Annotated in this window: 19 protein-coding genes; 8 read left to right on the top strand and 11 right to left on the bottom strand. The window is 63.3% G+C overall.

From position 1 onward, the window contains the following. Positions 1–11 precede the first annotated feature (11 nt). Together R2E40_RS08405 and R2E40_RS08400 are read right to left on the bottom strand one after the other, a co-directional pair. Complete coding sequence (locus R2E40_RS08405; protein WP_412055138.1) at positions 12–4,901, bottom strand: alpha-2-macroglobulin family protein; 4,890 nt, start codon at positions 4,899–4,901, stop codon at positions 12–14. A 152-nt stretch (positions 4,902–5,053) separates the two neighbouring features. Continuing rightward, positions 5,054–6,742, bottom strand: a complete 1,689-nt coding sequence (locus R2E40_RS08400; RefSeq protein ID WP_318165214.1) for an FAD-dependent oxidoreductase — start codon at positions 6,740–6,742, stop codon at positions 5,054–5,056. Between the two features lie 134 nt (positions 6,743–6,876). On the opposite strand from R2E40_RS08400, the gene R2E40_RS08395 reads away from it, so the two are divergent. The 3 genes from R2E40_RS08395 (at position 6,877) to R2E40_RS08385 (ending at position 11,428) form a co-directional block, all read left to right on the top strand. After that, the gene (locus tag R2E40_RS08395) at positions 6,877–9,816 is read left to right on the top strand and encodes an EAL domain-containing protein (RefSeq protein ID WP_016350333.1); all 2,940 of its coding nucleotides are present in this window, start codon (positions 6,877–6,879) and stop codon (positions 9,814–9,816) included. A 65-nt stretch (positions 9,817–9,881) separates the two neighbouring features. Further along, positions 9,882–10,700 carry a pyruvate formate lyase 1-activating protein gene (gene pflA / locus R2E40_RS08390; RefSeq protein WP_011705579.1) on the top strand — a complete coding sequence of 273 codons (819 nt, stop codon included), beginning with the start codon at positions 9,882–9,884 and terminating at the stop codon, positions 10,698–10,700. Positions 10,701–10,786: 86 nt separating this feature from the next. Beyond that, the gene (locus tag R2E40_RS08385) at positions 10,787–11,428 is read left to right on the top strand and encodes an energy-coupling factor ABC transporter permease (RefSeq protein ID WP_065478096.1); all 642 of its coding nucleotides are present in this window, start codon (positions 10,787–10,789) and stop codon (positions 11,426–11,428) included. Between the two features lie 51 nt (positions 11,429–11,479). Here the strand turns inward: R2E40_RS08385 and R2E40_RS08380 are convergent, their stop codons facing one another. The 4 genes from R2E40_RS08380 to R2E40_RS08365 form a co-directional block, all read right to left on the bottom strand. Beyond that, complete coding sequence (locus tag R2E40_RS08380) at positions 11,480–12,172, bottom strand: ABC transporter permease (protein WP_039214955.1); 693 nt, start codon at positions 12,170–12,172, stop codon at positions 11,480–11,482. Between the two features lie 3 nt (positions 12,173–12,175). Further along, positions 12,176–12,916 (bottom strand): ABC transporter permease, encoded by a 741-nt coding sequence (locus tag R2E40_RS08375; protein ID WP_011705576.1) that lies wholly within the window; start codon positions 12,914–12,916, stop codon positions 12,176–12,178. Between the two features lie 204 nt (positions 12,917–13,120). Beyond that, entirely contained in the window at positions 13,121–13,894 is a 774-nt protein-coding gene (locus R2E40_RS08370; RefSeq protein WP_011705575.1) for an ABC transporter substrate-binding protein, read from the bottom strand. A gap of 65 nt (positions 13,895–13,959) precedes the next feature. Beyond that, positions 13,960–14,730 (bottom strand): ABC transporter ATP-binding protein, encoded by a 771-nt coding sequence (locus R2E40_RS08365; RefSeq protein WP_011705574.1) that lies wholly within the window; start codon positions 14,728–14,730, stop codon positions 13,960–13,962. A 533-nt stretch (positions 14,731–15,263) separates the two neighbouring features. On the opposite strand from R2E40_RS08365, the gene R2E40_RS08360 reads away from it, so the two are divergent. Then, positions 15,264–16,166 (top strand): lysine exporter LysO family protein, encoded by a 903-nt coding sequence (locus R2E40_RS08360; RefSeq protein WP_318165213.1) that lies wholly within the window; start codon positions 15,264–15,266, stop codon positions 16,164–16,166. 109 nt (positions 16,167–16,275) lie between these two features. Here R2E40_RS08360 and iadA read toward each other — a convergent pair whose 3' ends face one another. Next, positions 16,276–17,406: a beta-aspartyl-peptidase gene (gene iadA / locus R2E40_RS08355; protein ID WP_318165212.1), complete on the bottom strand. Its 1,131-nt coding sequence runs from the start codon at positions 17,404–17,406 to the stop codon at positions 16,276–16,278. Positions 17,407–17,581: 175 nt separating this feature from the next. Here iadA and R2E40_RS08350 point away from each other — a divergent pair, with 175 nt between their 5' ends. After that, positions 17,582–18,202 carry an ACP phosphodiesterase gene (locus tag R2E40_RS08350; protein WP_318165211.1) on the top strand — a complete coding sequence of 207 codons (621 nt, stop codon included), beginning with the start codon at positions 17,582–17,584 and terminating at the stop codon, positions 18,200–18,202. Positions 18,203–18,238: 36 nt separating this feature from the next. Here R2E40_RS08350 and R2E40_RS08345 read toward each other — a convergent pair whose 3' ends face one another. From R2E40_RS08345 to arsC, 3 genes are all read right to left on the bottom strand, one after another. Continuing rightward, the gene (locus R2E40_RS08345; protein WP_318165210.1) at positions 18,239–19,309 is read right to left on the bottom strand and encodes a linear amide C-N hydrolase; all 1,071 of its coding nucleotides are present in this window, start codon (positions 19,307–19,309) and stop codon (positions 18,239–18,241) included. Between the two features lie 293 nt (positions 19,310–19,602). Then, a complete protein-coding gene (locus tag R2E40_RS08340) occupies positions 19,603–19,998 on the bottom strand; it encodes a DUF2069 domain-containing protein (protein ID WP_318165209.1) in 396 nt (131 codons plus the stop codon). Continuing rightward, entirely contained in the window at positions 19,995–20,345 is a 351-nt protein-coding gene (gene arsC, locus R2E40_RS08335) for an arsenate reductase (glutaredoxin) (protein WP_318165208.1), read from the bottom strand. Before arsC ends, R2E40_RS08340 begins: the two co-directional genes overlap by 4 nt. Before the next feature lie 60 nt (positions 20,346–20,405). Between arsC and R2E40_RS08330 the strand changes: the two genes are divergently transcribed. Continuing rightward, positions 20,406–20,888, top strand: coding sequence for a TlpA disulfide reductase family protein (locus R2E40_RS08330; protein WP_318165207.1), 483 nt, complete (start codon positions 20,406–20,408; stop codon positions 20,886–20,888). 119 nt (positions 20,889–21,007) lie between these two features. On the opposite strand, the gene R2E40_RS08325 is transcribed toward R2E40_RS08330, so the two are convergent. Further along, the gene (locus R2E40_RS08325; protein ID WP_348981351.1) at positions 21,008–22,462 is read right to left on the bottom strand and encodes a M48 family metalloprotease; all 1,455 of its coding nucleotides are present in this window, start codon (positions 22,460–22,462) and stop codon (positions 21,008–21,010) included. A 128-nt stretch (positions 22,463–22,590) separates the two neighbouring features. Between R2E40_RS08325 and R2E40_RS08320 the strand changes: the two genes are divergently transcribed. Both R2E40_RS08320 and R2E40_RS08315 read left to right on the top strand, forming a co-directional pair. Then, positions 22,591–22,833: a sulfurtransferase TusA family protein gene (locus tag R2E40_RS08320; protein ID WP_017409936.1), complete on the top strand. Its 243-nt coding sequence runs from the start codon at positions 22,591–22,593 to the stop codon at positions 22,831–22,833. Positions 22,834–22,848: 15 nt separating this feature from the next. After that, the gene (locus R2E40_RS08315) at positions 22,849–23,919 is read left to right on the top strand and encodes an AI-2E family transporter (RefSeq protein WP_029301299.1); all 1,071 of its coding nucleotides are present in this window, start codon (positions 22,849–22,851) and stop codon (positions 23,917–23,919) included. The last annotated feature ends 137 nt before the right edge of the window (positions 23,920–24,056 follow it).

Here is a 24,056-nt window from a genome sequence, read left to right as displayed (position 1 = left end):
GGGAGGGTTTGTTACTCAGAGATAAGCACCTCGTGGATATCCTCACCCACAGCCCGCAGCTCGGGGCGGTACATATCCTCCACCTGGGTCGGCGGCACCTGATAGCGACCCGGCGTCACCGCCCGCATCAGGTAAACCAACTGCTGGTTGCTCCCCTCGCTCAGATCCAGCGCCGCCGTGTAGCGGTCATCGCGAAACTCCTGATGCTTGAGATAGTCGTTCCACTCGCTCTGCCACGCCGGTTTCCCCTCGATGGAGAGCTCTTCGAGCTTGATGCTGTTGCCAAGGGCCGGGTTCTCCAGCTCGAAGCCAGCGGGCACCATCTCCACCAGCAGGGCATCGGGCACCGCCGATTCGCTGCTGACGTTGAGCCGCACCACCACCAGATCGCCCACCTTCACCTTGGTGGGATCAAAACGCTGCCCATCGCTGTTGAACCAGCTGCGGGTCACGCTCATTCCCTTGCTGATCCGTGCCGGTGCCTGTTCGGGATAACCGACCAGAGTGCGCTGCACATAGAGGGAACCCTTGCCCTCGTTGGTGACGGCGCTGGCCGCCAGTGCCTCGGGGGCGCTCAGCTGCAGCGGAGCCGAACCGCTCTGGGATCCACTGCCAAGAGAGGAAGTTACCTTGGCCTGCCAGTCGACGGCCGGATCGAAACGGGCGAGTCGCAACAGGGCGAGCCGCTCCTGGGTGCTGAGCCACTGACGATGGGCCAGGGTATCGGCCACCTTGGCACTGAGATCAGGCCAGCGCTCCGCAGCCAGCTTGTGCTGGCGCAGCAGGGAGAGCTCAAGGGCTTCATCGCGCAGTGGCGAGCCGTAATCCCCCAGATAATCGTCACCGCGCTCGATCGTCTGCGCCCGGCTGAGGGCCTTGGCGGCGTTCTGCTCATCCCCCATGGCCGAGAGGGCCAGCGAGAGGTGCAAGAGCGGCAAGCCGGAGCGGGCGTGGTCGGCCTGCTGCTCCCAGACAAGGCGCAGGGTAGCAAGCGGCGCCTTGCCCACCCGGGCCAGCACATAGGCGCTGTAGGCCTGATAGGCCAACCGGCTGTGCTCGGGGGCACGGCTCCAGCGCTCGCCATACTGGCTGTCGGTGAGATAGCTTTGCAACCGGTTCAGCGCCTGATTGAGCATCGCCTCCGGCACGGCATCGCCCGCCTCCTTGCGCGCCAGCAGGTAGTCGGCAGCATAGGCGGTGAGCCACTGCTCCTCGTCGGAGCGACCATCCCAGAGGCCAAAGCCGCCGCTTGGCAGTTGCAACCGCTGCAGCCGTTGCAGCAGGGCGCGTTGCACATCCGCCTCGCTCGCCGCTTGCTTGCCCTCTGCAGGTTTGCTCCAGGCGATGCGCTCATCCGCCGTGGTCAGCAAGTAAGGCCAGGCCCGCGACAAGGTCTGCTCCAGACAGGCGTAGGGGTAGTCGGCCAGCGCCTGCCACTGGGCTGCCGGATCCCAGGGCGGGGTGCCGGAGAGGCTGAGCAGCCCCTGCAGATTGGCGCGATCCAGCCCGGCCAGCTCAGCTGGCGCAAAGCTCATCTGCTGGCCGGGGGCCAGCATCTGGTAACGCTGGCGAGTCTCGGCCGGCCAGGGGGAGCGCAGCGGTAGCGACCAGTCGCGACTTATCGCAAAACCCTTGCCACTGGCCGCTAACTGCAGGCTCGCCACGCCGCTCGCCCCGGTCACGGTGAGCGGCAGGGTCAGCCACTGCTCTTCGCCATTTTTAAGGAACAGGGTGCCGGGCAGCTCGCCATTTGCCTTGAGCCCACCGTTCAGGGTCCAGGCAAGGGAGAGGGTCTGATCCTCGCCACTCATGTTGCGCAACTGCACCAGCGCCCGGGTCTCATCGCCTCTGGCGCCAAAGCGCGGCCAGCCGATCTCGGCCACCAAGGGCGCTACTACCTTGACGGCGCGCTCGGCCTCACCCACTTGCTGTTCGTTCCAGGCCAGCGCCATCAGTGCCAGCTCGCCATTGAAGTTGGGCAGATCGAGCGGGATCACCGCCTTGCCGCTCTCATCAAAACTCACCTCGCCGCTCCACAGCGCTGCTATTTCGACCCGACTCTCCAGCGCGCCGCCCTTTTTCAGCGGCGCCCGGTCCCCCCCATAGTTGAGGCGAGCCAGCTTGCCATCTTGCGGCGGGATCACCTGGCCATAGTTGTCGAACAAATCTTGGGCGAAGCGCTTGCGACCAAAGAAGATCTCGAACGGGTCGAGAGGCTGGTAGTCGCTGATATTGAGCACGCCCCGATCCACCGCAGCCAGCACCACGCGGCCCTGACTGTTGGGGGTGGAGGTGGCGGTCACTTCCAGTCGAGTGAGCGGCACCGCTTTATCAGGTGCGCTCAGGGTAAGCGGAAGACGGCGCGCTTCCCGATCCAGGGTGAGCGGCACCAGACCGACCGAGCGCAGGCTCTGCCCCTGCTGACTGCTGACCGGTTTGGAGGCGCTGTCTGGCGCGGCGATCTGGGCAGAAATATGCAAGTCATGGCGCTGCCACTCGGGGCTGACCGGGATCTCGAACTCGCCTCGGGCATCCTTGGCATCGCCACCGGCCCCCTTGAGCTCGATACGCTGCCACCAGCGCAGGCCGTCGCCATCCTCCACCAGCAGCAACCCCTTGCCGGGGCGCGGGGCCACCAGGGTCACTTTGGCCTTCTCCCCGGCCTGATAGGCGCGCTTGTCGAGGGTGATGGCAATCTTGTCAGGGCGCGCCTGCTCGCCACCACCGCCCCAGGCGTAACTGCCGATTTCCACCCGCAGGCTCGATTGATGGCCCTGACTGTTCTCCACCTCCAATCGATACCAGCCCGCCGCCAGTTGCAGCGTGAGCGGGGTCGGCCCCTTGCCATCCAGCTGCAGGGTCTGCTCCTGCTCCAGATAGGGCTGGCTGTTGAACTCGTACTTCCACCCCTCCCCATCGGCGTAGTGCCAGTAGTAGTCGCGGTACTCGTTGATAAGGCGCACTTTCACCGCCCCTGCCACCGGCTGCCCTTTGTCATCGAGGTTGAGGATCTGGAAGGGCAGCGGCTTGCCCCCCTCTACCCGCTCCGCCACAAAGTCGGTCTTGAGCGCAGGCCACTGGCTGCCCGCGGGCCAGCCATACTGGGTGCGGCTGCGATTGACGGCGCGGCCACCGGGCTCGGCGAGCGACACCCGATAGGCCACCTCCAGCGGCCCGAGGGCGCGCACCCCATCGAGCTCATCAGCAAGCGAAAAAGCCCCCTGTCCCTGCGCATCGAGGGTGAGATTCAGCGGCTCGAGATCCCTGGCTTGCTCAGCGAGCAGCACGTCCCCCAGGGTGAACTCCTGCCACTGGGTAAAGGGCATGGTGGCGCGGCTTAACTTCACCTCCGCCTTCGCCTTGGTGGCATTCGCTGGCGCACCGTAGAGATAGTCCCCTTGCAGCGGCAGGCTGAGGGCGGCGTCAAGATCCGTCACTTCCCCATCCGGCCCCTTGCCAAGCTGCAGTTTCAGCCGCTCAGGCAAAAACTCCTCCACTAGGAAAGGCCACTCGAAGCGGCTGCCGGCGGCGGTCTTGAGGTTGATGGTCCAGCGCCCCAGCGGCGCATCGTCCGGCAGGCGCAGGCCGTAGTGAGCGGCGCCAAGGCTATCCGGCAGCAGCCGCTTCTGTTCGAGCAGCTGGCCGTCCGGCTGTTTCACCTCCAGCTCCACCGCCATCCCCGGCAGCAACTGGCCATCCTGCCCCTTGAGCAGGATCTCGCTGTCGAGCCGCTCGCCGGGGCGATAGAGATCGCGCCCACTGAACAGATAGAGCTGCTGGGCCTGCCAGGGCTGGGTGCCGAGATCGAAGGTGGAGAGATCGAGCGCAGCCCCATCGAGGCGCAGCACCGCCAGATGATTGCCCTGTTCGGCCAGCAGCAGGCGGGCCCCCTGCACCTGATCGAAGCGACGATGGCCCTGCGGATCCGTGGTTTGCACCTGCAGCCGGTTGCCCTTCTCGTCGAGCAGGGAGAGCTGCACATCCTTGAGCGGGTCGGCGCTGGCCAGGGAGCTCACGAACACCTCCAGCTGATCGCGGTAACGGCGGGCACTGAGCCCCATGTCGCTCACCGCAAAATAGGTAGTCTCCTTGCGCCAGTCGTAATTGCCAAGGGGCGACATCACCGCAAAGTAGACGCCAGCCTCCGCCAGCTGCGGCTCCTTCACATTGATGAGGCGGGTCTCGCGCCGGTTGGCATCGAGTTCCAGCGCATAGCGGCCGCTAAACACCCGCTTGGCCCGCTTAGTGATCTGCTCAAGCTCCCAGTTGCCCATGCCGGCACCGGGGCGATACTCGGCCAGGAAACGGGGCAGATACTCCGCATCGACCCGGAAGAAATCGATATTGACCTCGTCTACATTGACCGCACTGATGGGCAGGCGCAGCTCGTCGCGCAGCGGCAATACCATGCCGCTCGCGGTAAAGGAAGCCCCCGCCTCCAGTGGCCGGGTCTTGAGGGTCCAACTCTGGGGGGATGGGCCCAGCCCCGCCTTGAGGCTCACCTCGTAGCTCTTGTCGGGCTGAACGTTCGGGAAATAGAGGGTGCGACCATCGTCGGCCAGGATCCACTCCCCCTGCACCTGTTTGCCCCCCTCACTGACCGAAAGCCAGCTCTGCCAGTTTGCCTTGGGCGCCAAGGGGCCGGAGAAGACCAGCGCCAGTGCCGGGGCATCGCGATATTGACGGGCATTGGCTTGTACGACTGAACTCGGCGCACCGGCCTCCTGCTGGGCATCAGTTTGCGTGGTAGGCCCATTGGCAACAGGCTTGTCAGGGCCGCAGCCACTCAGCAGCAGCGCCGTGAATCCCGCCAGCAGCAGGGCCGACCAGCGGCGCCCGGGGACGGCCGTCTGTTGCGGTGAGGAACAAGAGAAGCGAGGGTGAGAGTCGACGCGACGCATAAATGTCATCCCTGATTGGCTCGCTGCCAGTGCAGCGCAATAGCCAACAGGATAAGGGATCAGGCTCGCTTGACACAAAACTCATTGCATTTAAAACGCCAGATGCAACAGCGCCGACCCTGGGGTCGGCGCTCGCTTGCGGCTGTGGCGAGTTACTCCATCACCGCCATCTGCCAGGTCTTGAAGCCGCCGGAGAGGTTCTTCACCTTGAAGCCGTGCTGGCTCAGCAGGCGACAGGCCACGTGACCGCGCAAGCCCACCTGGCAGCTGATGAGCAGCTCTTTATCCCTGGGCAGCTCATGAAGGCGGCCACGCAGCTCATCGAGGGGGATATGCAGGGCACCCGGGATGCGACCCAGCTTGTCGAGTTCGGGGCCATTGCGCACGTCCAGCACCTGCTGATGGGGGTGACGGGCCTCTACCTCAGCGGCGTGGCAGAGCAGGGTATCCCCCTTCAAGTGGTTGCTGGCCACGAAGCCGGCCATGTTGATCACATCCTTGGCCGAGCCGAAGGGCGGTGCATAGGTGAGCTCCAGATCCTGCAGATCAAACACGGTGAGACCAGCGCGCTGGGCTACCGCCAGCACGTCGATGCGCTTGTCGACCCCGTCCTTGCCGATGGCCTGGGCGCCGTAAATCTTGCCATCGGGGGCAAACAGCAGCTTGAGGCTGACCGGGTGGGCGCCGGGGTAATAACCGGCGTGGCTGCCCGGGTGGACATAAGCCTTCTCGAACGGCAGCCCCAACTGCAGCAGCCGTTTTTCGTTGAGCCCGGTGCTGGCCACAGCCAGATCGAACAGCTTGCAGATGGCGGTGCCCTGGGTCTTCTTGTAGGTTTCGCTGCGCCCCAGCATGTTGTCGGCGGCGATGCGCCCCTGCCGGTTGGCGGGGCCCGCCAGCGGGATCAGCACAGATTCGCCGGTGACGAAGTCGGTCTCCTCCACCGCATCCCCCACCGCATAGATGAAGGGATCCGAGCTGCGCATGCCGGCGTCCACCTTGATGCCGCCACGGGGCCCCAGCTCCAGCCCCGCCTTGGCGGCGAGCAGGGTCTCGGGCTTGACGCCGATGGCAAGGATCAGCAGGCCGGTATCGAGCCGGGAGCCATCGCTCAGGGTCAGCCGTAATCCACCCCGTTGTTCAGTGGCCACGGCAGCGGTTTTTTCCGCCAACACATTCAGGCTCTCGACGGCCGAGAGGCCGGTACGCAGGCGCAGATCGATCCCCTCCTCCCGGATGCGGGCATGGAGCATGTTGGCCATCTCTTTATCCACCGGCGCCATCACCTGATCGGAGAGCTCCAGCAGGGTGACCGCCAGCTTGCGCTGGTGCAGCGCCTCCATCATCTCCAGCCCGATGAAACCGCCCCCCACCACGGTGACATGGCGCGGCTGATCGTGCGCCAGCGCCGCCAGAATGCGATCCATGTCGGGAATATTGCGCAAGGTGTGCACACCCGGGCTGTCGATACCGGGGAACGGAGGCCGGATGGGGGCCGCGCCCGGGCTCAGCAGCAGCACGTCGTAACCTTCGCGCCGCTCTTCGCCGGTCAGCAGGTTGCGCACCAGCAGACTCTTGCCGGCCTTGTCTATCTCGATGACGTCGTGAAAGACCCGCACATCCACGTTGAAGCGGCGTTTGAAGCTCTGGGGGGTCTGCAACAGCAGGGCATCCCGGTTCGGGATATCGCCCCCGATGTGATAAGGCAGCCCGCAGTTGGCGAAGCTGACGAACTCGCCCCGCTCGAACATCACAATTTCCGCTTCTTCGCTCAGACGGCGGGCTCTGGCCGCCGCAGAGGCACCACCGGCCACACCGCCTACAATCAGGATCCGTTTCATCAGCAAGACTCCAGTCAACGACAGATTGCCATTAAATTAGTATTTTCTAATTTAGAATTCAATGAAATTTTGTTTGTACCGATTTTGCAGTATTCTTGCCACCCGACAGTCGTTCAACAGGATGTTATCAGTTCATGTCGTCAACCGCGCTCAGTCACCTTTCTTCTGCCAGCCAGACACCGCTGTTCTTTCGTCTGGACGTGCGCAGCCAGCGGCTGGTCGCCCTGACCGATGTGATGCAAACCCCGCTCTACTGGCTCGATGAGCCCAGAGGCCCCTGGCCGGCCCAGTTGCCGGATGCGCTGCGCCTGCCCATCGAGCAGGCGCTCACCAGCGGCCAGGGCGGCAAGCTGGTGCTGCGCTTTGCCGGCCAGCAGTGGCACGTTGCCCTCTCCCACGAACAGGACGCCTTCTGGCTCATCTGCCTGCAGACCCTGCGCCAGGAGCCGGTGGCCGATCTGGCGCTGCACTTGCCGCGCCTGAGCCAGATGGCGAGCCAGCAGCAGTTTGCCGCCATGCTGGAGACCCTCAAGGAGAGTCTGGGGGCCGATCGCCTCATCCTCTGGCACTATCAGGCCAATGGCCCCCTCGGCAGCGAGCAGCTGACCCCGGTCTTCACCCTGGGGGCCGACGAAGTGGCCGCCATTCGCGGCGATAGTCGCTACATCCGCGCCCTGCGCACCCGCAAGTCCCTGAGCTTTTCGGAGGCGGCGCACCAGCCCATGCTGAGCCAGCACTACTACCTGGCCAATGCGGGGGTGAGCTCGCGCCTCGACGGCGCCTTGCTTGAGCAGGAAAAACTGATCGGCGTGCTGAGCCTTGAATACCTCAACGCCACCCCGCTCAGCGAGGAGATGTTGCAACTGGTGCGGCACAGCGCCCAGTTGCTCGGCCACTGGCAACCGCTCCCCGAACCTGTGCACAACCCTGTGCTGGCCCTGCCGGCCGAGCTCACCCTGCTGACCGGCATCGCCTATTGCCGCGCGCTGGTGCGTTGGGGCATGAGCGTCAGTGGCGCCCGCATCGGCTGGATCGGCGAGTACCAGCCCCGCGGCCAGGAGCTGTGGATGATCCCGCGCTGCGTGCTGGAGGGAGAGACCTTCTCGGTGCTCAAACCCATCCAGATGGACCCGGGCCCCGGCCAGGAGCTGTTCCAGCACGGCCAGGCAGTCTATGTGGAAGACCTGCCCCTGCGCTATCCCCAGGCCAGCCAGCTGCTGGCCCTCAATGCCCCCGTCTATGTCGGCATTCCGCTGCACGGTCAGCACGGTGCCCCCATCGGCCAGCTCACCCTGCTGCTCGACACACCGCTGGCCGACCCCATGCCGCTGCTCGACGCCCTCAGCAGCCAGCACGAGCGGGCCGCCGTCGAACTGCAACGGCTGGCCGCCGACGAAGCCTTGCGGCTGGCCGAGGTGGCTTTCAATACCCACGACGGCCTGCTGGTGATGGATCACAAGGGGATCATCCTCAAGGTCAACAACTCCTTTACCCGCATCACCGGCTTTGCCGACGATGAGATGATCGGCCAGCACATCGTCCGGCTCAGGCCCACCTACTATGGCGATCACCTGAAGCAGGACGTGCGCCAGGCCGTGGCGGCCCAGGAATTCTGGATGGGGGAAGAGCGCTGCCTGCACAAGGATGGCCACCTGTTCCCGGTGCGCTTGATGGTGAGCGGGGTGCAGGACGAGCACGGCGAGATCAGCCACTACGTCTGCAGCTTCTATGACATCAGCAAGGAGAAGGAGGCGGCGCGCCACATCGAGCAGCTCGCCTATTACGACGATCTGTGTGGCCTCTACAACCGCCGCAGCCTCAACGACATCATGCAGCGCACTCTGCAGGAGGCCAGCGGCCAGTGGGGCGCCCTGCTGCTGGTGGATCTGGACAACTTCAAGTCGATCAACGACTCCCTCGGTCATGCCTGTGGCGATCTGCTGCTGCAGGCGGTGGTGGAGCGGCTCAAGGGGCTGCCGCAGGACAACCTGGTGCTGGCCCGCATCTCGGGGGACGAATTCGCCCTGCTGTTCACCGCCCTGGGCCAGGGCTATGTCACCGCCAAGATTCTGGCCGAGCACTTCGCCCGCGAGCTGATGGGGCTGTTTCGCATTCCCTTCGACATCGAGGATCACAAGCTGCACTGCAGCGCCTCGGTGGGGATCAGCCTCTTCTCCAGCGAGGACAAGGATCACCTGGTGCTGATGCAGCAGGCCGACACCGCCACCCACATGGCCAAGCGATCCGGCCAGGGCAACTATGTGTTCTTCAGCGAGGCGATGGCGGAGAAGGAGAAGAGCAAGCTGGCGCTCAACAACCAGCTGCGCGACGCCCTGCGCCACCACGAGCTGCAACTGCACTATCAGCCGCAATACCGGGTCGACAACGGCGCGTTGTCCGGCATCGAGGCGCTGCTGCGCTGGCAGCGCAGCGACGGCAGCATGGTGCCGCCGGCGGAGTTCATTCCCATTGCCGAAGAGACCAGCCTCATCCAGGACATCGGCTACTGGGTGATGAAGACCGCCTGCGCCCAGTACAGCTTCTGGCTCAACCGCGGGCTGGCCATTCCCCATCTGTCGGTCAACGTCAGCGCCCGCCAGTTCCACACCGTCGGCTTCGTGCAACAGGTGGAATACATACTGCGCGATACCGGGGTACCCCCCTCCCGCCTGCTGCTGGAGGTGACCGAATCCGTGGTGCTGGAGAACCGGCTGGAGAGCATCGCCAGAATGCGCCAGCTCAAGGAGCTCGGCATCCTGCTCTCCATCGATGATTTCGGCACCGGCTACTCGTCGCTCGCCTATCTGCGCGACCTGCCAGCGGACGAGGTGAAGCTCGACAGAAGCTTCATCCAGACCCTGGTACACAGCGAACAGGACAAGGCCATCGTCAAGGCAATCCTGGAACTGGCCAAGGTTTTTCGTTTTACCGTCACCGCCGAAGGGGTGGAGGATGAAGAGCAGCTTGCCATCCTCAAATCCCTCGGATGCCAGCATTATCAAGGCTTCCTGACCAGCCGGCCGCTCACCGCCAAAGCCCTCGAGAGCCTGCTGGGTGCCGCGGTACCGGGCTAAACATGTAGGATTTATAGGGCTTTATGTAATAAAATAACGGCCTGCTCGAATCATTGGAGTCGTCTATGTCTGTCATTAATCGGATCCCCGCTGTCGAAGTCAGCGCCACCGCCGCTGAAACCAGTGTGACCGCCGATGCATCCGGGGTCATTGGCCGGATCCATTCCGTTGAAACCTGCGGCACCGTCGATGGCCCCGGAATACGCTTCATCGTGTTCATGCAGGGCTGCCTGATGCGCTGCAAGTACTGCCACAACCGCGACACCTGGGACACCCAGGGCGGCCGCGAGGTGACAGTGCCGGAGTTGATGAGCGACATCACCAGCTATCGTCACTTCATGAATGCCTCGGGCGGCGGCGTCACCGCCTCCGGTGGCGAAGCCATGTTGCAGCAAAATTTCATCGCCGAACTGTTCGCCGCCTGCAAGGAGAAGGGCATCCACACCTGCCTCGACACCAACGGCTTCGTGCGCCACTACGACGAGCAGCTCGACAAGGTGCTCGACAATACCGATCTGGTGCTGCTCGACATCAAGCAGATCAACGACGACAAGCACATTCCGCTGACCCACGTCAGCAACAAGTACACCCTGGAGTTTGCCCGCTATCTGGCCGCCAAGGGCAAGACCATGTGGATCCGCTACGTGGTGGTACCGACCTGGTCGGATGATGACGAGAGCGCCGAAGGGCTCGGCCAGTTCATCGCCGAACTGGGAGAGTGCGTCGAGAAGGTGGAGCTGTTGCCCTACCATGAGCTTGGCAAGCACAAGTGGGACGTACTGGGCGACACCTATGATCTCAACGGGATCAAGCCGCCCAGCAAGGAGACCATGGACCGCGTCCAGGGCATCCTCGCCAAGTACCACAACAACGTCAAATACTGATAGCTCAGGGGCTGGCCGGGAAAACGCCGGCCCCTTTCACATCGGGCTTCGCCCATCTGCATGCCGTCACCGGACAAGGATCTGCCATGAGTGAAGGACAAGCCGCCGCCCTGCTGCTCTGGGTACTGCTGCTCATATTCAGCCTGCGCGGCACCTTGCTGCGCACCCTCTACCACAATCCGCTCTATCAACATCTCTGCCTCGGCGGCGCCATCGTGCTGGTGCCGCTCTGGACCCTGCGGGCCGGCCTGCACGAGGGGCTGGACGTGCACTTTCTCGGCCTCACCAGCCTGACCCTGCTGCTGGGCTGGCGCCTCGCCCTGCTCGCTCCCTGCCTCACCCTGCTGGTGCTCAGCTATTTTGGCGTCATCCCGCTGGCCGAGATCGGTTGGCAGGCCCTCATCGGCGTGGCCCTGCCGGTCGCCACCACCTGGCTGCTGTTTCTGGCCAGCTGGGCCTGGCTGCCGCGCCATCTGTTCGTCTACCTGTTCGTGGTGGCCTTTCTTGGCGGCGCCCTCTCCATCACGGTCAAGGTGGTGGCCAGCGCCCTTCTGATGGGCCTTAGCGACACTTACCCCTGGTACACCATCAGCGCCGACTACCTTTCCATCTGGCCACTGCTGCTCTTCCCCGAAGCATTGCTCAACGGCATGACCATGACCCTGCTCGCCATCTACCGCCCCCACTGGGTCAACACCTTCTTCGACCGAGAATACCTGGGCCGCTGAGCAACACGCAGCGACAAAAAAGCCCGCGATTGCGGGCTTTTTTTATGATGTTTACACGGTGCGGGGGCGCAAGTGGGCGTGCCAGCGGGCTTCCCACTTCTTGAACAGCCAGACGATGACGAAGGTCAGCAGCATGTAGAGCAGACCGGCGGTCAAGAACGCTTCGAACGGGCTGTAGTAGCGGGAGTTGATGATCCGCGCGGCGCCGGTCAGATCGACGATGGTGATGATACCTGCCACCGCCGAGCCCTGCAGCATGAAGATCACCTCGTTGCTGTAGGCCGGCAGTGCCCGGCGAAACGAGTTGGGCAAAATGATCCGGGTCAGGGTCTGCCAGCGGGTCATGCCGAAGGCGTTGGCCGCTTCAATCTGCCCCTTGGGCATGTTCAGCACGGCGCCGCGCACGATCTCGGCGGTGTAGGCCCCGGTGTTCAGGGTGAACGCCAGCAGGGCGCAGAACCAGGCTTCGGCAAACAGATCCCAGGCGATGCTGTTTTTCAGCCACTCCCACTGGGCGGCGCCGTAGTAGATGATGAACAGCTGCACCAGCAGCGGGGTGCCGCGAAAGAAGTAGATATAAGCCCAGATCGGTCCCTTGATCAGCCAGTTGCGGCTGTTGCGCAGGATGCCGAGCGGCACCGCTAGCATCAGCCCGAGGATCAGGGACGCCGCCACCAGCAGCACCGTGGTGTAGAGGCCCTGCCAGTAGGTGGGCCATTCGGTGAGAATGATTGAGAAATCCATGGCTTACCTCGTCTTTATCGCATAGTGACGCTCGGCCCATTTCAGTGCCGAGGTGGAGACCGCAGTGAAGATCAGGAAGATCAGGGCCACCGCCATGTAGAAGGTGAAGGGCAGTTGGGTCGAGCCCGCCGCCAGGGACGCTTTGCGCACCATGTCATCGAGCCCGATGATGGAGACCAGTGCCGTGGTTTTCAGCAAGACAAGCCAGTTGTTGCCAAATCCCGGCAGGGCGTGGCGCATCATCTGGGGAAACAGGATCCGCACAAACACCTGGGTAGCCCGCATGCCAAAGGCGCGGGCCGCTTCCAGCTCGCCCTTGTCCACCGCTAGGATGGCGCCGCGGAAGGTCTCGGTCATATAGGCGCCGAAGATGAAGCCGATGGTGGCCACCCCGGCCGCAAACGGGCTGATGTCGATGTAATCGGGCAGCAGGGAGACCCACTCCTGGTTGGGATTGCTCGCCAGCAGGTAGTTGTTGTAGCTCTCGTTGACCCAGGTACAGAGGTTGTTGATGAGCACCTGGCCGCCGAAGAACAGCAGCATCATCAGCACCAGATCGGGGATGCCGCGAATGACGGTGGTGTAGGCGGTGGCAAAACCGCGGGCCCACTTGTAGGGGGAGAGCTTGGCCAGCGCCCCCAGCATGCCGAGCACCAGCGCCAGCAGCAGGGAGGCCAGCGCCACTTCCAGGGTGACCCAGGCCCCCTCCAGCAGGGAGGTTTCGTATCCTTTCAAATCAAACATATGCGGCTCCATTGCAACTCATTGAGCGGGATCTCCCGTCCCAATATCCTTTCAAACCAAACACATGCAGCTCCATTGCAACTAAGCGGGCCCATCGCTCCCTTGCGAGAGACAACGGGCCCGATGACTACAGACTAGGGTCAACCTGTCGTGATGATTCGCCGCAATTGCGCCGGCGGCTACCGGGGTAGCGCGCCTTCGGGGTTACTCGCCGTACACGTCGAAGTCGAAGTACTTGTCGTTTATCGCCTTGTACTTGCCGTTGGCACGCAGCGCCAGGATGGCGGCGTTGAATTTCTCTTTCAGATCCTTGTCGGCCTTGCGCACCGCGATGCCGGCACCCTCGCCAAACCACTTGGGATCGGTCAGTTTCGGGCCGATGAACTCGAACGCATCGCCACCCTCTTTCTTGAGCAGGCCGTCGCTGATGGCGGCGGAGTCGGCCATCACGTAGTCAACCCGGCCGGATTTCAGATCGAGATAGGCTTCGTCCGCGGTGCCATAACGCTTGATGGTGGCGTTGGGGAAGTTGTCGGTGATGTAGGTGTCCATGGAGGTCGCGCGCTGCACGGCCACCGTCTTGCCACTCATGAACTCCTTGTCGAGCTTGATCTCGGTGCCCTTCTTGGCGGCGAAGCGAGCCGGAATGTGCTGGTACTTCTGGGTGAAGTCCACCTTCTTCTTGCGCTCTTCGGTGATGTCCATGGTGGCGATGATGGCGTCATACTTGCGCGACAGCAGCGCCGGAATGATACCGTCCCAGTCCTGTTTGATCAGGGTACACTTCACCTTCATCTCCTCGCACAGGGCGTTGGCGATGTCGATGTCGAAACCTTTCACCTCGCCGCTCGGCTCGGTCCAGGAGAAGGGGGGATAGGCACCTTCCACCCCGATCCGCACCTCTTTCCACTCCTTGGCCATCAGGCTGCCGGAAGACAGGGCAGTGACTATGGCGGTCGCCAGCATCAGCTTGTTCATGTATCTCTCCTTGATAAAATCATCGACTGTTGCAATTGCAGATTATTGGGGATCAGCCCCGGCCATCAATAGATGGAGGAGATGAATTGCTTGAACCGTTCGGACTTGGGATGGGCGAAGATCTCCTTGGGATTGCCCTCCTCCTCCACGCGGCCCTGATGCAAAAACATTACCTTGTTCGACACATCGCGGGCAAACGACATCTCATGGGTCACCACCAGCATGGTGCGCCCCTCTTCGGCCAGCTCGCGCATCAGGCCGAGCACTTCCCCCACCAGCTCGGGATCGAGCGCCGAGGTGGGTTCGTCAAACAGCATTACCTCGGGCTCCACCGCCAGCGCCCGGGCGATGGCCGCCCGCTGCTGCTGGCCGCCGGAGAGGTGACCTGGGTAGTAGTCGCGCCGCTCCCACAGTCCCACCCGGTTGAGCAGGTGTTCCGCCTTGGCCATCGCCTCGGCGCGGGGCACCTTGAGCACCTGGATCGGTACCTCGATGATGTTCTGCATGATGGTCATGTGGGACCAGAGATTGAAGCTTTGAAACACCATGGCCAAGCGGCTGCGAATACGCTCCACCTGGCGCACGTCCTCCGGCAACCGTTCACCGGCCCGGTTGGTTTTCATGCGAATAAGTTCGCCATGGAGGGAAACCGTGCCGGAAGAGGGTGTTTCCAGCAGATTTATACAGCGCAGAAAGGTCGACTTCCCCGAACCGGAGGAGCCGATAAGGGAGATGACATCCCCCTTGTGGGCGGTCATATCGATGCCCTTGAGCACTTCGTGGGTGCCGAAATACTTGTGCAGATCACGAACTTCCAGTGCGGCAACGTCGCTCATCCATTACAACCTTGTCTGTCCCTAGACGCCGCTGGGGCGTGACTCACGCCATCGCTTATTTAACAAAAAGTTAACCGATGGCAACCTTCAGCGAAAATATCACTCGGATAGTTAAAAAACAATACAGAACCGAGGTCTTTGGTGTTTTGTCTGTATTTTTATTGGTCAAACAGGTATTTTTCAGCACTTTGTCTGCATAAAACGCTAATCCACCCTGCCTGACGACACCGCCTTTTTATACCCGCAGCGCAAGGCTGGCAAGAAGATTCCTACGTTTTGGCCGCAAGCCACCCAGATTGACTTTATTCAACCATGCAGTACGCGCATCCTGTTGAAAAATGGGCCTGTCAGACCCCGTTCTGGCTGCACCAGAATAGGCCGGCGCCCCAACAGCGGGCCTCATTTCGCACCAAAAACATAACATATTGATAAAAAAGCTCCGGATGGAGCAGGCAAACACACAAATATGTGACACAGGCCCAATAAGTGATGATAAGGTGTCATTTTTGTCAGTTTTTGTGATCGAGGCCCCGATGTTGCTCAATGTGTTGCTGATCCTGCTGCCGCTGGTAATCGGCTATCTGGTACCCCTCTCCTCTGCCCGTTTGATCAAGCTGGTCAATCAATCGCTGGGCAAGATGGTCTATCTCATTTTGTTCCTGATGGGGCTGGGGCTCGCCTACGTAGAGAACCTAGGCAGCAATCTGGCGGTGATCTTCAAGGTGGCCGGGGTGATGCTCGCCGCCATTACCCTGTGCAACCTGCTGGCCCTCTGGTGGCTGGACAGGCGCTCCCCTCCCACCCATGAGGCCAGCGACGGCCAGATGCCGAGCAAGCTGCACCTGCTGTGGGAGTCGCTGCAGCTCTGTTTCGTGGTGCTGGGCGGCGTCTTGCTGGGGCTGCTGGTCGACCTGCGCACCCTGCCCATCGACAAGTGGAGTGAGTGGGCACTGATGCTGCTGCTGTTTCTCATCGGGGTGCAGATGCGCAACTCCGGCATGCGGCTGCGCCAGATCCTGCTCAACCCCTGGGGCATGAAGATCGCCGTCACCGTCATTCTCAGCAGCTGGCTGGGCAGCCTGCTGGCCGCCCAGTTGCTCGGCATGCCGCTGACCCACGGCCTGGCCCTCAGCTCCAGCTTCGGCTGGTATTCGCTCTCCGGCATCCTGGTGGCCGACAAGCTGGGGCCGGTACTGGGCTCCGCCGCCTTCATCAACGATCTGGGCCGCGAGCTCATCGCCATCCTGATCATTCCGATACTGATGCGCCGCCACCCCTCCGCCGCCATCGGCTATGGCGGCGCCACCGCCCTCGACTTCACCCTGCCGGTCATCCAGAAATCCGGCGGCATCCAGGTGGTGCCGGTGGCCATCGTCTCCGGCTTTATCCTGAGCCTGCTCGGCCCCATCCTGATCCTGGGCTTCCTGGCCATCTGATTGCCCCTGAACCACCCACCGTCAACAACGACAAGCCCGGCACTGCTGCCGGGCTTGTCGTTTAAAAGAGGGGAGCGGACGTGACAGCCCCACCTTCAACTAACGGCCTTCAGGTGCGCCAGCGGCCGCCGCTCATCACCCGCTCGATGGTAAGCGTATCGGGGTCGATCAGCAGCAGATCCGCATCCTGCCCCACCGCCAGCGTGCCCTTGGTCGCCAGCCCCAGCGCCCTGGCCGGATTGGCCGTCACCACCGCCAGCACCACCTCCAGTGCAACCCCCTTGCTGCAGGCCGCCACCACCTCCTGCCACAGACTGCCTATCTGGCCGCAGCGCAGCTCGATGAGACGCCCCTCGCCATCGAAGCGCGGCAAGCTGGCGTTGGCGTCCGAGCTGAAGCTGATACGATCGGCGGGTACCCCGGCCGCCAGCAGCGCCACCAGGGCGTCGGCCGCCAGCAACTCACCATCGTCCAGCAGATCCGGGAAGCTCGAGGTGGTGAGATCGACCCAGCCGCCGGCCCGGCTCCACTCGATGGCCTCGGCAAACAGCCAGGGGTTGCGGTTGCAGTGGGTGGGATAGAGCTGACGCAGCGGGATGTCGGTACCATCACGCAGAGCCCGCAGCGGTGCCAGCGCCCCGCGCCCGTCCCCCAGATGAAAGAAGCTGACCCCGCTCTTGCCCGCGAGCAGCCCGGCCACCCGCGCCTCGCTCACCAGGCGGGCCAGCTCGTCGTGGGTCGGTGCGCTGGACCTGTGATCGCTGATGGCCACCTCCCCCACCCCCAGTACCTCGGGAATCAGCATGATGTCGGACTCCACCGTGCCGGTGAGGGTCTTGACCGGCAGATGGTAGGAGCCGGTATACATGAAGGCGCTCACCCCGGCGGCGCGAAACTCGCGCACCTTGCCGAGCACCTGGGCCGGGCTGCGGGTCAGGCTGTCGGTACCGAGCGCCGCCACCAGGGTAGTGACCCCTGCGCTCAGCGCCTCCCTTGCCGCCAGCTCCGGCGTGCGAAAACCAAAGCCCCCCTCGCCACCACCGCCGGTGATGTGGGCCAGCGGATCCACCAGCCCGGGCACCAGATAGCGGCCGCGGCCGTCCACCCGCGTCAGCGGCCAGTCGGCGGGGAGTGACAAGCCCCGGCCGAGCCAGGCGATGCGGCCATCGGCCACCAGCAGATCCTGGCGGCCCAGCGCAGTCGGGCCGTAGAGTTCGGCGCCCTCGATCAGGGTCAACATGTGCATGCTCCTCATGAAGATGATGTGCGCCACAAAGCGCCAGCCATGTTGTACTCTACCCAGCCGGCGGTCATGGTGGGAAGCACTTCCTCACGGCTGAGCGCCCGTTCCCGTAGGCAAGGGCCGCCGGATCCGCTAGGCTCAGCGACAATCCCCCTGGCTGATTTCATCCTTCATGAACTATCTCGCTCACCTGCATCTGGCAGCCCATACCCACAGCTCCCTCACCGGCAACCTGCTGGGGGATTTCGTCAAGGGCGCCCTGCCGAGCGCGCTCGGCACCGAACTCGACGAGGGGATCTGGCTGCACCGCAAAATAGATGCCTTCACCGACAGTCACCCCGAACACAGGGCGGCAGTGGCCTGCTTCGAGGCCCCCTGGCGCCGCTTTGGCGGCATCCTGGTGGACATGCTCTACGACCATTGGCTCAGCCTGCACTGGCCGCAGTTTCATGACGAAGCCCTGCCCCGTTTCCTGCAGCAGAGTTACCGGCACCTGCTGGTGGATGCGGACCGCCTGCCGGATGGACTGCCGCTGCCCCTCAGACGGATGGCGGAGCAGGACTGGATCGCCTCCTATCAGCACAAAGAGGGGCTGGCGCAGGCCCTCAACGGCATCGGCCGCCGGCTGCGCCGCCCCCTGCCGCTCGGCGATGCGCTGCTCACCCTCAAGGAGGCGCAATGGCAAGGGTGCGAGGCGGGCTTTCTGCGCTTCTACCCCCAGCTGATGAGCCACAGCGTGCAGCAGCTGGCCCACTATCGCGAGACTGGCGGCCACGCCGGCTTGCGGCCATAAAAAAGGCCCCGCGAGGGGCCTTCTACCAACGCTTCATCAGGCCCCTGGCGTGGCCGGCAGGAAGGTGAACGCCTTGGCCGACACAAACTTGTCCGCCGTTTCCCCCGCATAGAGCTGACGCTCGGTCAGCGGGAGTTTCTTGACCGGGGCGCCCACACTCAAGTCCAGCTGGTCCATGCTCACCCAGAAGGTGTTGGGCAGATGGGTCAGCTCGAAGAAGTAGCGGCGATGCTGTTGATCCGACACGCTGCGCCAAAGGGTGGTGGAGATGTTGGGTTGATCCGGTGTACTGATCCCCATGGGCACCGAGACGTTGCGCATCACGCTCATCACACCGGCCACGGCTTCATTGGCCTGCTCCGTCTTGGGCAGGGTCTTGATATAAAAAGAGGCCCGGGCGAAACGATCCGCCGACCGGTTGGTGCCCGGCAGCATGGTGAGCCCGCCTATCTCCTCCCAGTACTCGTTGAGTGCCAACTGCTTGTCGAACACGGGGGAGTTGGTCATCACCTGATAGCTGCGGTCGTGGTGGATCTGCAACTTGCCATCCACGTACTGGAAAATGGCCGAGTCACCGCTGGCATCCGAAATGGAGAGGTGCAGCTGGCCCGGCTTGCCATCCGGCGTCAGGGTGGTCACCACATAGAACTCGTCCTTCGATAGGGCGGCGACCGCCTCGCTGACGGTGGCAAAATTGTCCAGCACATATTGAGCCCAGAGGGAGATGGAGAGCGTCTTGCGCGGATCCTTGTCACTCGGAGTCACATACTCGGACTCGGTCAGGTAGAGCAGGTTGGCCACCAGCCCCTTTTCGTTCATGCCATCGGCGGTACCCGCGTCAAACCCCGCTGCGACCAGGGAGCCATAGCGCGCGTTCCACGTCATGGAGTGCGGCCCGGCCGCACCGCTCCGATCGATGCCACGCGGCAAGGCCCAGAGGTTGGTCGGCATGGCGGCGCGCCAGTCCATGGTGCGGCCGGTCACCACCAGACCGCCATCGCCCTGATAAACGGCGCGGGTGCAGGCATCGGCCAGCGAGCTGACCGACAGGGCCATGGTCAAGGCCAACAGGGTTTTCTGGAACAGGGAGCTGGATTGGCGTTTCATAGGGTGTATCACTCAGGCTGGTGAAAAGGACAGGCTAACGGCTGCCGCTGTATGGGAGCTTAATGAGGATAGTCAGCCGCCCGCCCCCCTCCCACCTCGCGGCGGCCAAGATGTGATCATGTCGACATAGTTGCTGCAAGATCAGCGAGATACAGCGGACATCTGCGTTGCCAGCAAGATTTTAGCCCGCCCGCTGCCACGTCAACCCCGGTCGTGTCATGTCGAAGCAACGCATCCATAAAAAACCGGACTCCAGGTCCGGTTTGCACAGAGCAGGTGCGCTGACGCGGGCCTCAGTGGTCTTGCGCCGAAGGCTCACCCTTCTTCTTGCGAATGCTCAGGCCCAGCTCGCGGCCGCGCAGGCGGGCGTAATAGATGGTGCCGATGAAGGCGAGCACGGTGAACACCAGCTCCACCACCGCCAGCCAACGCTCCCCCTCATCCGTGGTGATCAGGGTCAGGGCATGCAGGAAGTAGGGCATCAGCACGAAGTTGCCCCAGGCGTGAGTGTAGGGGTTGCCCTGCACGATCCCCTTGAACGGGAACAGCAGCGGCACCGTCCAGATCACCGGCAGCAGCCAGGGGTTGAGGTCCGGGTGGGGCGAGAGCCACAGATGCCAGAGGATGACCCAGCCCAGCAGGCCAAAGAAGCCGACCAGGGTCAGCAGGCGGGCGAAGCGGGTGCTCACTTGAGGATCTCCAGCACCTGCTCGGGCGGACGGCCGATGCGGGCCTGACCGTTCTTGATCACGATGGGCCGCTCGATGAGCTTGGGATACTGGTGCATGGCGCGAATGAGGGCGTCGCCGCTCACCTCGCCCAGCCCCAGCTCCTTGTAGAGATCTTCCTTGGTGCGCATCAGCTGACGCGGATCGCTGAACCCCAGCTGGCTCAGCAGGGTGCGGATCTCTGCCTCGCTCGGGGCCTGCTCCAGATAGAGCACCACATCCGGGGCGATCCCGTGTTGTTCCAGCAAGGCCAGGGTTTCACGGCTCTTGGAGCAGCGCGGATTGTGGTAGATTTGGGTCTCGCTCATGATAACTCCCTGATTAATCGCAAGATGGGACAAGAAACGGCGCTATTGTAGGGGAAACTGATGGTCAGGGTAAGCGCGAGAGTGCAGGAATTGAAACGAATTTGTTGGCTGATTGTGGCCGGCCTGCTGACGGCCTGCAGCCCGCCCCCCCAGTTCACCGACAGCCAGAACCAGCCGGTGGCCCTGGCCAACTTTGCTGGCAAGCCGCTGTTGGTCAACTACTTCGCCCCCTGGTGTGCCCCCTGCCTGCGGGAGATACCGCTGCTGGAGGCACTGGCTCATGAGGGGCAGATCACCGTGGTGATGGTCAACTATGACCCGGCCACGCCGGCCGAGCTCGCCAAACTGGCCGGGCAGTACCGTATCAAGGTGCCGCTGCTCATCGCCCGGCAGGAGGCGAGCCTCCCCTTCCCCCGCCCCGCCGGGCTGCCCACCAGCTATCTGCTCGATGGCGAGGGCAAGCTCCGGCAGACCCTGGTGGGCGAGCTCAACCCATCGCGGGTCGAGGCCCTCAGGGCATCCGTCAAACCGGTTGGCCACTGAGCGCCCAAACCCTTGCGAAAAAGCCAGCCGGCTGGCGTTCCCGCCATTCTCTTCGTCATCATAAAACAACAAGGGCGCACCGAGGTGCGCCCTTGTTGTGAGTGAGAGCCGCTGGCCCGTCAGCCCTTGAGGCTGTCGAGATCCTTCTTGGCCCGCTCCAGCTCGGTGATGCGCGCCTCCAGCCTTGCCAGGGTCAACTTGTCGTTGGTGGTACCGCGCGCCACGATCAGCTCGTCGATGGCCGCCTGATAGTCGCCGCGCAGGGAGAGCATCTCGGCTCGAGCCATGTGCAGATCGGTCATCCTGCCCGCCTTGCGATAGGCATCGGAGAGCAGGCTCCAGGCCAGGTTGTTCTCTTCGTGCTCGCGGGCATAGGGATCCAGAATGGCGATGGACTTCTTGTAGTTGCCCCCTTCCAGATAGGCGTTGCCGAGGTTCACCACCACCACCTCGTTGTCCGGCATGCGGGTGCGGAACTTCTCGAGCCGGGCGATGGCCTGGGCGCTGCGCCCCTTGGCCAAGTCGATGTCGGTGAGGGCATCCACCACGAACAGATCTTCGGGATGACGGGTCGCCAACTCCTGCATCAGGGCGTCGGCCTCGTCGGTGCGCTTGAGCTGCAGCAGCGCCAGCGCCTTGCCGTAGGTGGCCGCATCCTTGAGCGGGTAGTCCCCCTTCTGCAGGCGGTTGTCAAAATAGGTGAGCAGGGCCTGCGGGCTCTCGGTGCCGAAACGCACCTGGATGCGCACCTTGGCCAGCCAGAAGTCGAGGCTCGGCGGCAGATCCCGGCGGCCATAGCTGCCCGCCCGGGCACGCGCCTCGCTGATCCGGGTCTCCGGCAGCGGGTGCGTCAGCAGCATCTCAGGCGGCTTGCTGGCGTAGCGATATTCGGCCGCCAGCTTCTGGAAGAAGTTGGCCATGCCCATGGGATCGAAGCCGGCGTCGTAGAGGGTCTTCATGCCGATCCGGTCCGCTTCGTATTCGTTGTCGCGGGTGTAGTTGATGGCCGACTGCATGGAGAGACCGAGCGTGGTCTGCAGCGCGGCGATGCCCGCGGTGGGGTTGATCACCGCCAGCGCGATGGAGCCCACCAGCCCGGCCAGGGTCATGGCGGAGCTGCTCGCCTGCGCTTCCATGTAGCGGGCGATGTGGCGCTGGGTCACGTGGGTGATTTCGTGCGCCAGTACCGAGGCGAGTTCGCTCTCGCTGTCGGCATAGAGAAACAGGCCGGTGTGCACCTTGACCCGCCCGCCGAGGAAGGCGGCCGCGTTGATGCTGGGGTCGTTGATCAGGAAGAAGGTGAACGGGAAACGCACGCCGTCGGCGTTGGAGAGCAGCCGCTGGCCCAGATCGTCGATGTACTGGCTCAAGACGGGATCATCGATGATCGGCAAGCCGGCCCGGGCAAAGCGCATGAAGGCATTGCCGTAGCGCACCTCCTGCTCGATAGGCAGGGCGGCCACCCCGGCGGTGCCGATGTCGGGAAGCTGGTTGTTGGCCTGGGCATGGAAAGTGGCACCCATCAGGGAAGCCAGCAGGGGGAGCGATGCCATCAGGGGGGAAAAGCGTGCCACGTTATCTCTATCTCCAATCAGACCCTACCGGGACACCGGCAGAATACCCTTGCCCATCAAGGGCTACAAGCGTTGTTTCGCGCTCTCATCACGGCCATAATAGCCGCCTCACGCGCGATGGAGCCTCCATGGAATACCTCGACCTGACCCCCTGGCGCTGCCCCGAGCCGCTGATCCGGCTCAAGCTCTGGCTGCGTCAGGCCAACGCCGGTCAATCCCTGTCCATCCGGCTGGCCGATGCCGGCTCCCGGCAGGACATTCCCGCCTATCTGCAACGCCAGGGTCATGCCTTCACGTTGCAGGAGGCGCCAGACAATACCCTCTCTTTGCAGTTGGTGGTCGGGGCCAAGCACCACGGCAAGCCCCAGTAACCTAAGGATGTCGCCATGTTAGAAGTCATCAAGCGCTGGTATCAGACCCGTTTCTCCGATCCCGATGCCGTCACCCTGTTCCTGCTGCTGGTGGCCTGTTTCGCCGTGCTCTGGCTGTTCGGTGATCTCTTGGCGCCGCTGCTGGTGGCGCTGGTGATGGCCTACCTGCTGGAGTGGCCGGTGAGCCGGCTGCAGCGGGCCGGGCTTTCCCGTACCCTGGCCACCAGTCTCATCCTGCTGTTGTTCATCGCCCTCACCGCCATGGCGTTCCTCGGGCTCATCCCGACCCTGGCGAGCCAGGGGCTGAACCTGGCCAAGGAGTCGCCGGCCATGCTCTCCCATGCCCAGGACTATGTGCGCACCCTGCCGGAGCAGTACCCCGAGCTCATCAACGTCACCCTGGTGGAGACCATCATCGACAACATCCGCCAGCGCATCCTGACCGGGGGCGAGCAGCTGGTGAGCGCCTCCCTCAGCTCCCTCATCAACGTGGTGGCCATCCTCATCTACGCCATCCTGGTGCCGCTGATGGTGTTCTTCATGCTCAAGGACAAGCAGATATTGATGGGCGGGCTGCGCCGCTTCCTGCCGCGCAACCGCACCCTGGTCAACCGGGTCTGGGTGGAGATGAACGAGCAGATCCTCAACTACATCCGCGGCAAGGTCATCGAGATCCTGATCGTCGGGGTGATCAGCTATGTGGCCTTCGCCATGCTGGGGCTGCGCTACTCGGTGCTGCTGGCGGTGGCAGTCGGCTTCTCGGTGCTGATCCCCTACATAGGCGCCGCGGCGGTGACGGTACCGGTGGCCATGGTGGCCCTGTTCCAGTGGGGACTGACCCCGGAGTTCACCTGGCTGATGGTGGTCTACACCGTTATTCAGGTGCTCACCGGCAACGTGCTGGAGCCCATCCTCTTCTCCGAGGCGCTCAACCTCCATCCGGTGGCCATCATCATCGCCGTGCTGGTGTTCGGCGGCCTGTGGGGATTCTGGGGGGTCTTCTTCGCCATTCCCCTCGCCACCCTGGTCAAGGCGGTGCTCAACGCCTGGCCCAAGCGCGAAGAGCTGCCCGCCGCCACCAAGTAGTACCATTGTCATCTCACTATGCTGCCCGCATGGGGATCGACGAGATCTGGTAGCCGGCACCACAGGCAACGATTAGGCCACACACTCGCACAACAAAAAGGGAGCCATCGGCTCCCTTTTTCATCTGCGGCGCACGC

This window comes from Aeromonas sp. CD (assembly GCF_033349375.1).
In the GTDB taxonomy this organism is placed as follows: Bacteria; Pseudomonadota; Gammaproteobacteria; order Enterobacterales; family Aeromonadaceae; genus Aeromonas; species Aeromonas hydrophila.
This window is presented reverse-complemented; position numbering and strand designations above follow the sequence as displayed.

What these genes read in the sequence shown, in the direction of transcription:
- R2E40_RS08405 (WP_412055138.1), bottom strand. Translation starts at nt 4,901, where the DNA reads ATGCGTCGCGTCGACTCTCACCCTCGCTTCTCTTGTTCCTCACCGCAA.
- R2E40_RS08400 (WP_318165214.1), bottom strand. Translation starts at nt 6,742, where the DNA reads ATGAAACGGATCCTGATTGTAGGCGGTGTGGCCGGTGGTGCCTCTGCG.
- R2E40_RS08395 (WP_016350333.1), top strand. Translation starts at nt 6,877, where the DNA reads ATGTCGTCAACCGCGCTCAGTCACCTTTCTTCTGCCAGCCAGACACCG.
- pflA (WP_011705579.1), top strand. Translation starts at nt 9,882, where the DNA reads ATGTCTGTCATTAATCGGATCCCCGCTGTCGAAGTCAGCGCCACCGCC.
- R2E40_RS08385 (WP_065478096.1), top strand. Translation starts at nt 10,787, where the DNA reads ATGAGTGAAGGACAAGCCGCCGCCCTGCTGCTCTGGGTACTGCTGCTC.
- R2E40_RS08380 (WP_039214955.1), bottom strand. Translation starts at nt 12,172, where the DNA reads ATGGATTTCTCAATCATTCTCACCGAATGGCCCACCTACTGGCAGGGC.
- R2E40_RS08375 (WP_011705576.1), bottom strand. Translation starts at nt 12,916, where the DNA reads ATGTTTGATTTGAAAGGATACGAAACCTCCCTGCTGGAGGGGGCCTGG.
- R2E40_RS08370 (WP_011705575.1), bottom strand. Translation starts at nt 13,894, where the DNA reads ATGAACAAGCTGATGCTGGCGACCGCCATAGTCACTGCCCTGTCTTCC.
- R2E40_RS08365 (WP_011705574.1), bottom strand. Translation starts at nt 14,730, where the DNA reads ATGAGCGACGTTGCCGCACTGGAAGTTCGTGATCTGCACAAGTATTTC.
- R2E40_RS08360 (WP_318165213.1), top strand. Translation starts at nt 15,264, where the DNA reads ATGTTGCTCAATGTGTTGCTGATCCTGCTGCCGCTGGTAATCGGCTAT.
- iadA (WP_318165212.1), bottom strand. Translation starts at nt 17,406, where the DNA reads ATGTTGACCCTGATCGAGGGCGCCGAACTCTACGGCCCGACTGCGCTG.
- R2E40_RS08350 (WP_318165211.1), top strand. Translation starts at nt 17,582, where the DNA reads ATGAACTATCTCGCTCACCTGCATCTGGCAGCCCATACCCACAGCTCC.
- R2E40_RS08345 (WP_318165210.1), bottom strand. Translation starts at nt 19,309, where the DNA reads ATGAAACGCCAATCCAGCTCCCTGTTCCAGAAAACCCTGTTGGCCTTG.
- arsC (WP_318165208.1), bottom strand. Translation starts at nt 20,345, where the DNA reads ATGAGCGAGACCCAAATCTACCACAATCCGCGCTGCTCCAAGAGCCGT.
- R2E40_RS08330 (WP_318165207.1), top strand. Translation starts at nt 20,406, where the DNA reads ATGGTCAGGGTAAGCGCGAGAGTGCAGGAATTGAAACGAATTTGTTGG.
- R2E40_RS08320 (WP_017409936.1), top strand. Translation starts at nt 22,591, where the DNA reads ATGGAATACCTCGACCTGACCCCCTGGCGCTGCCCCGAGCCGCTGATC.
- R2E40_RS08315 (WP_029301299.1), top strand. Translation starts at nt 22,849, where the DNA reads ATGTTAGAAGTCATCAAGCGCTGGTATCAGACCCGTTTCTCCGATCCC.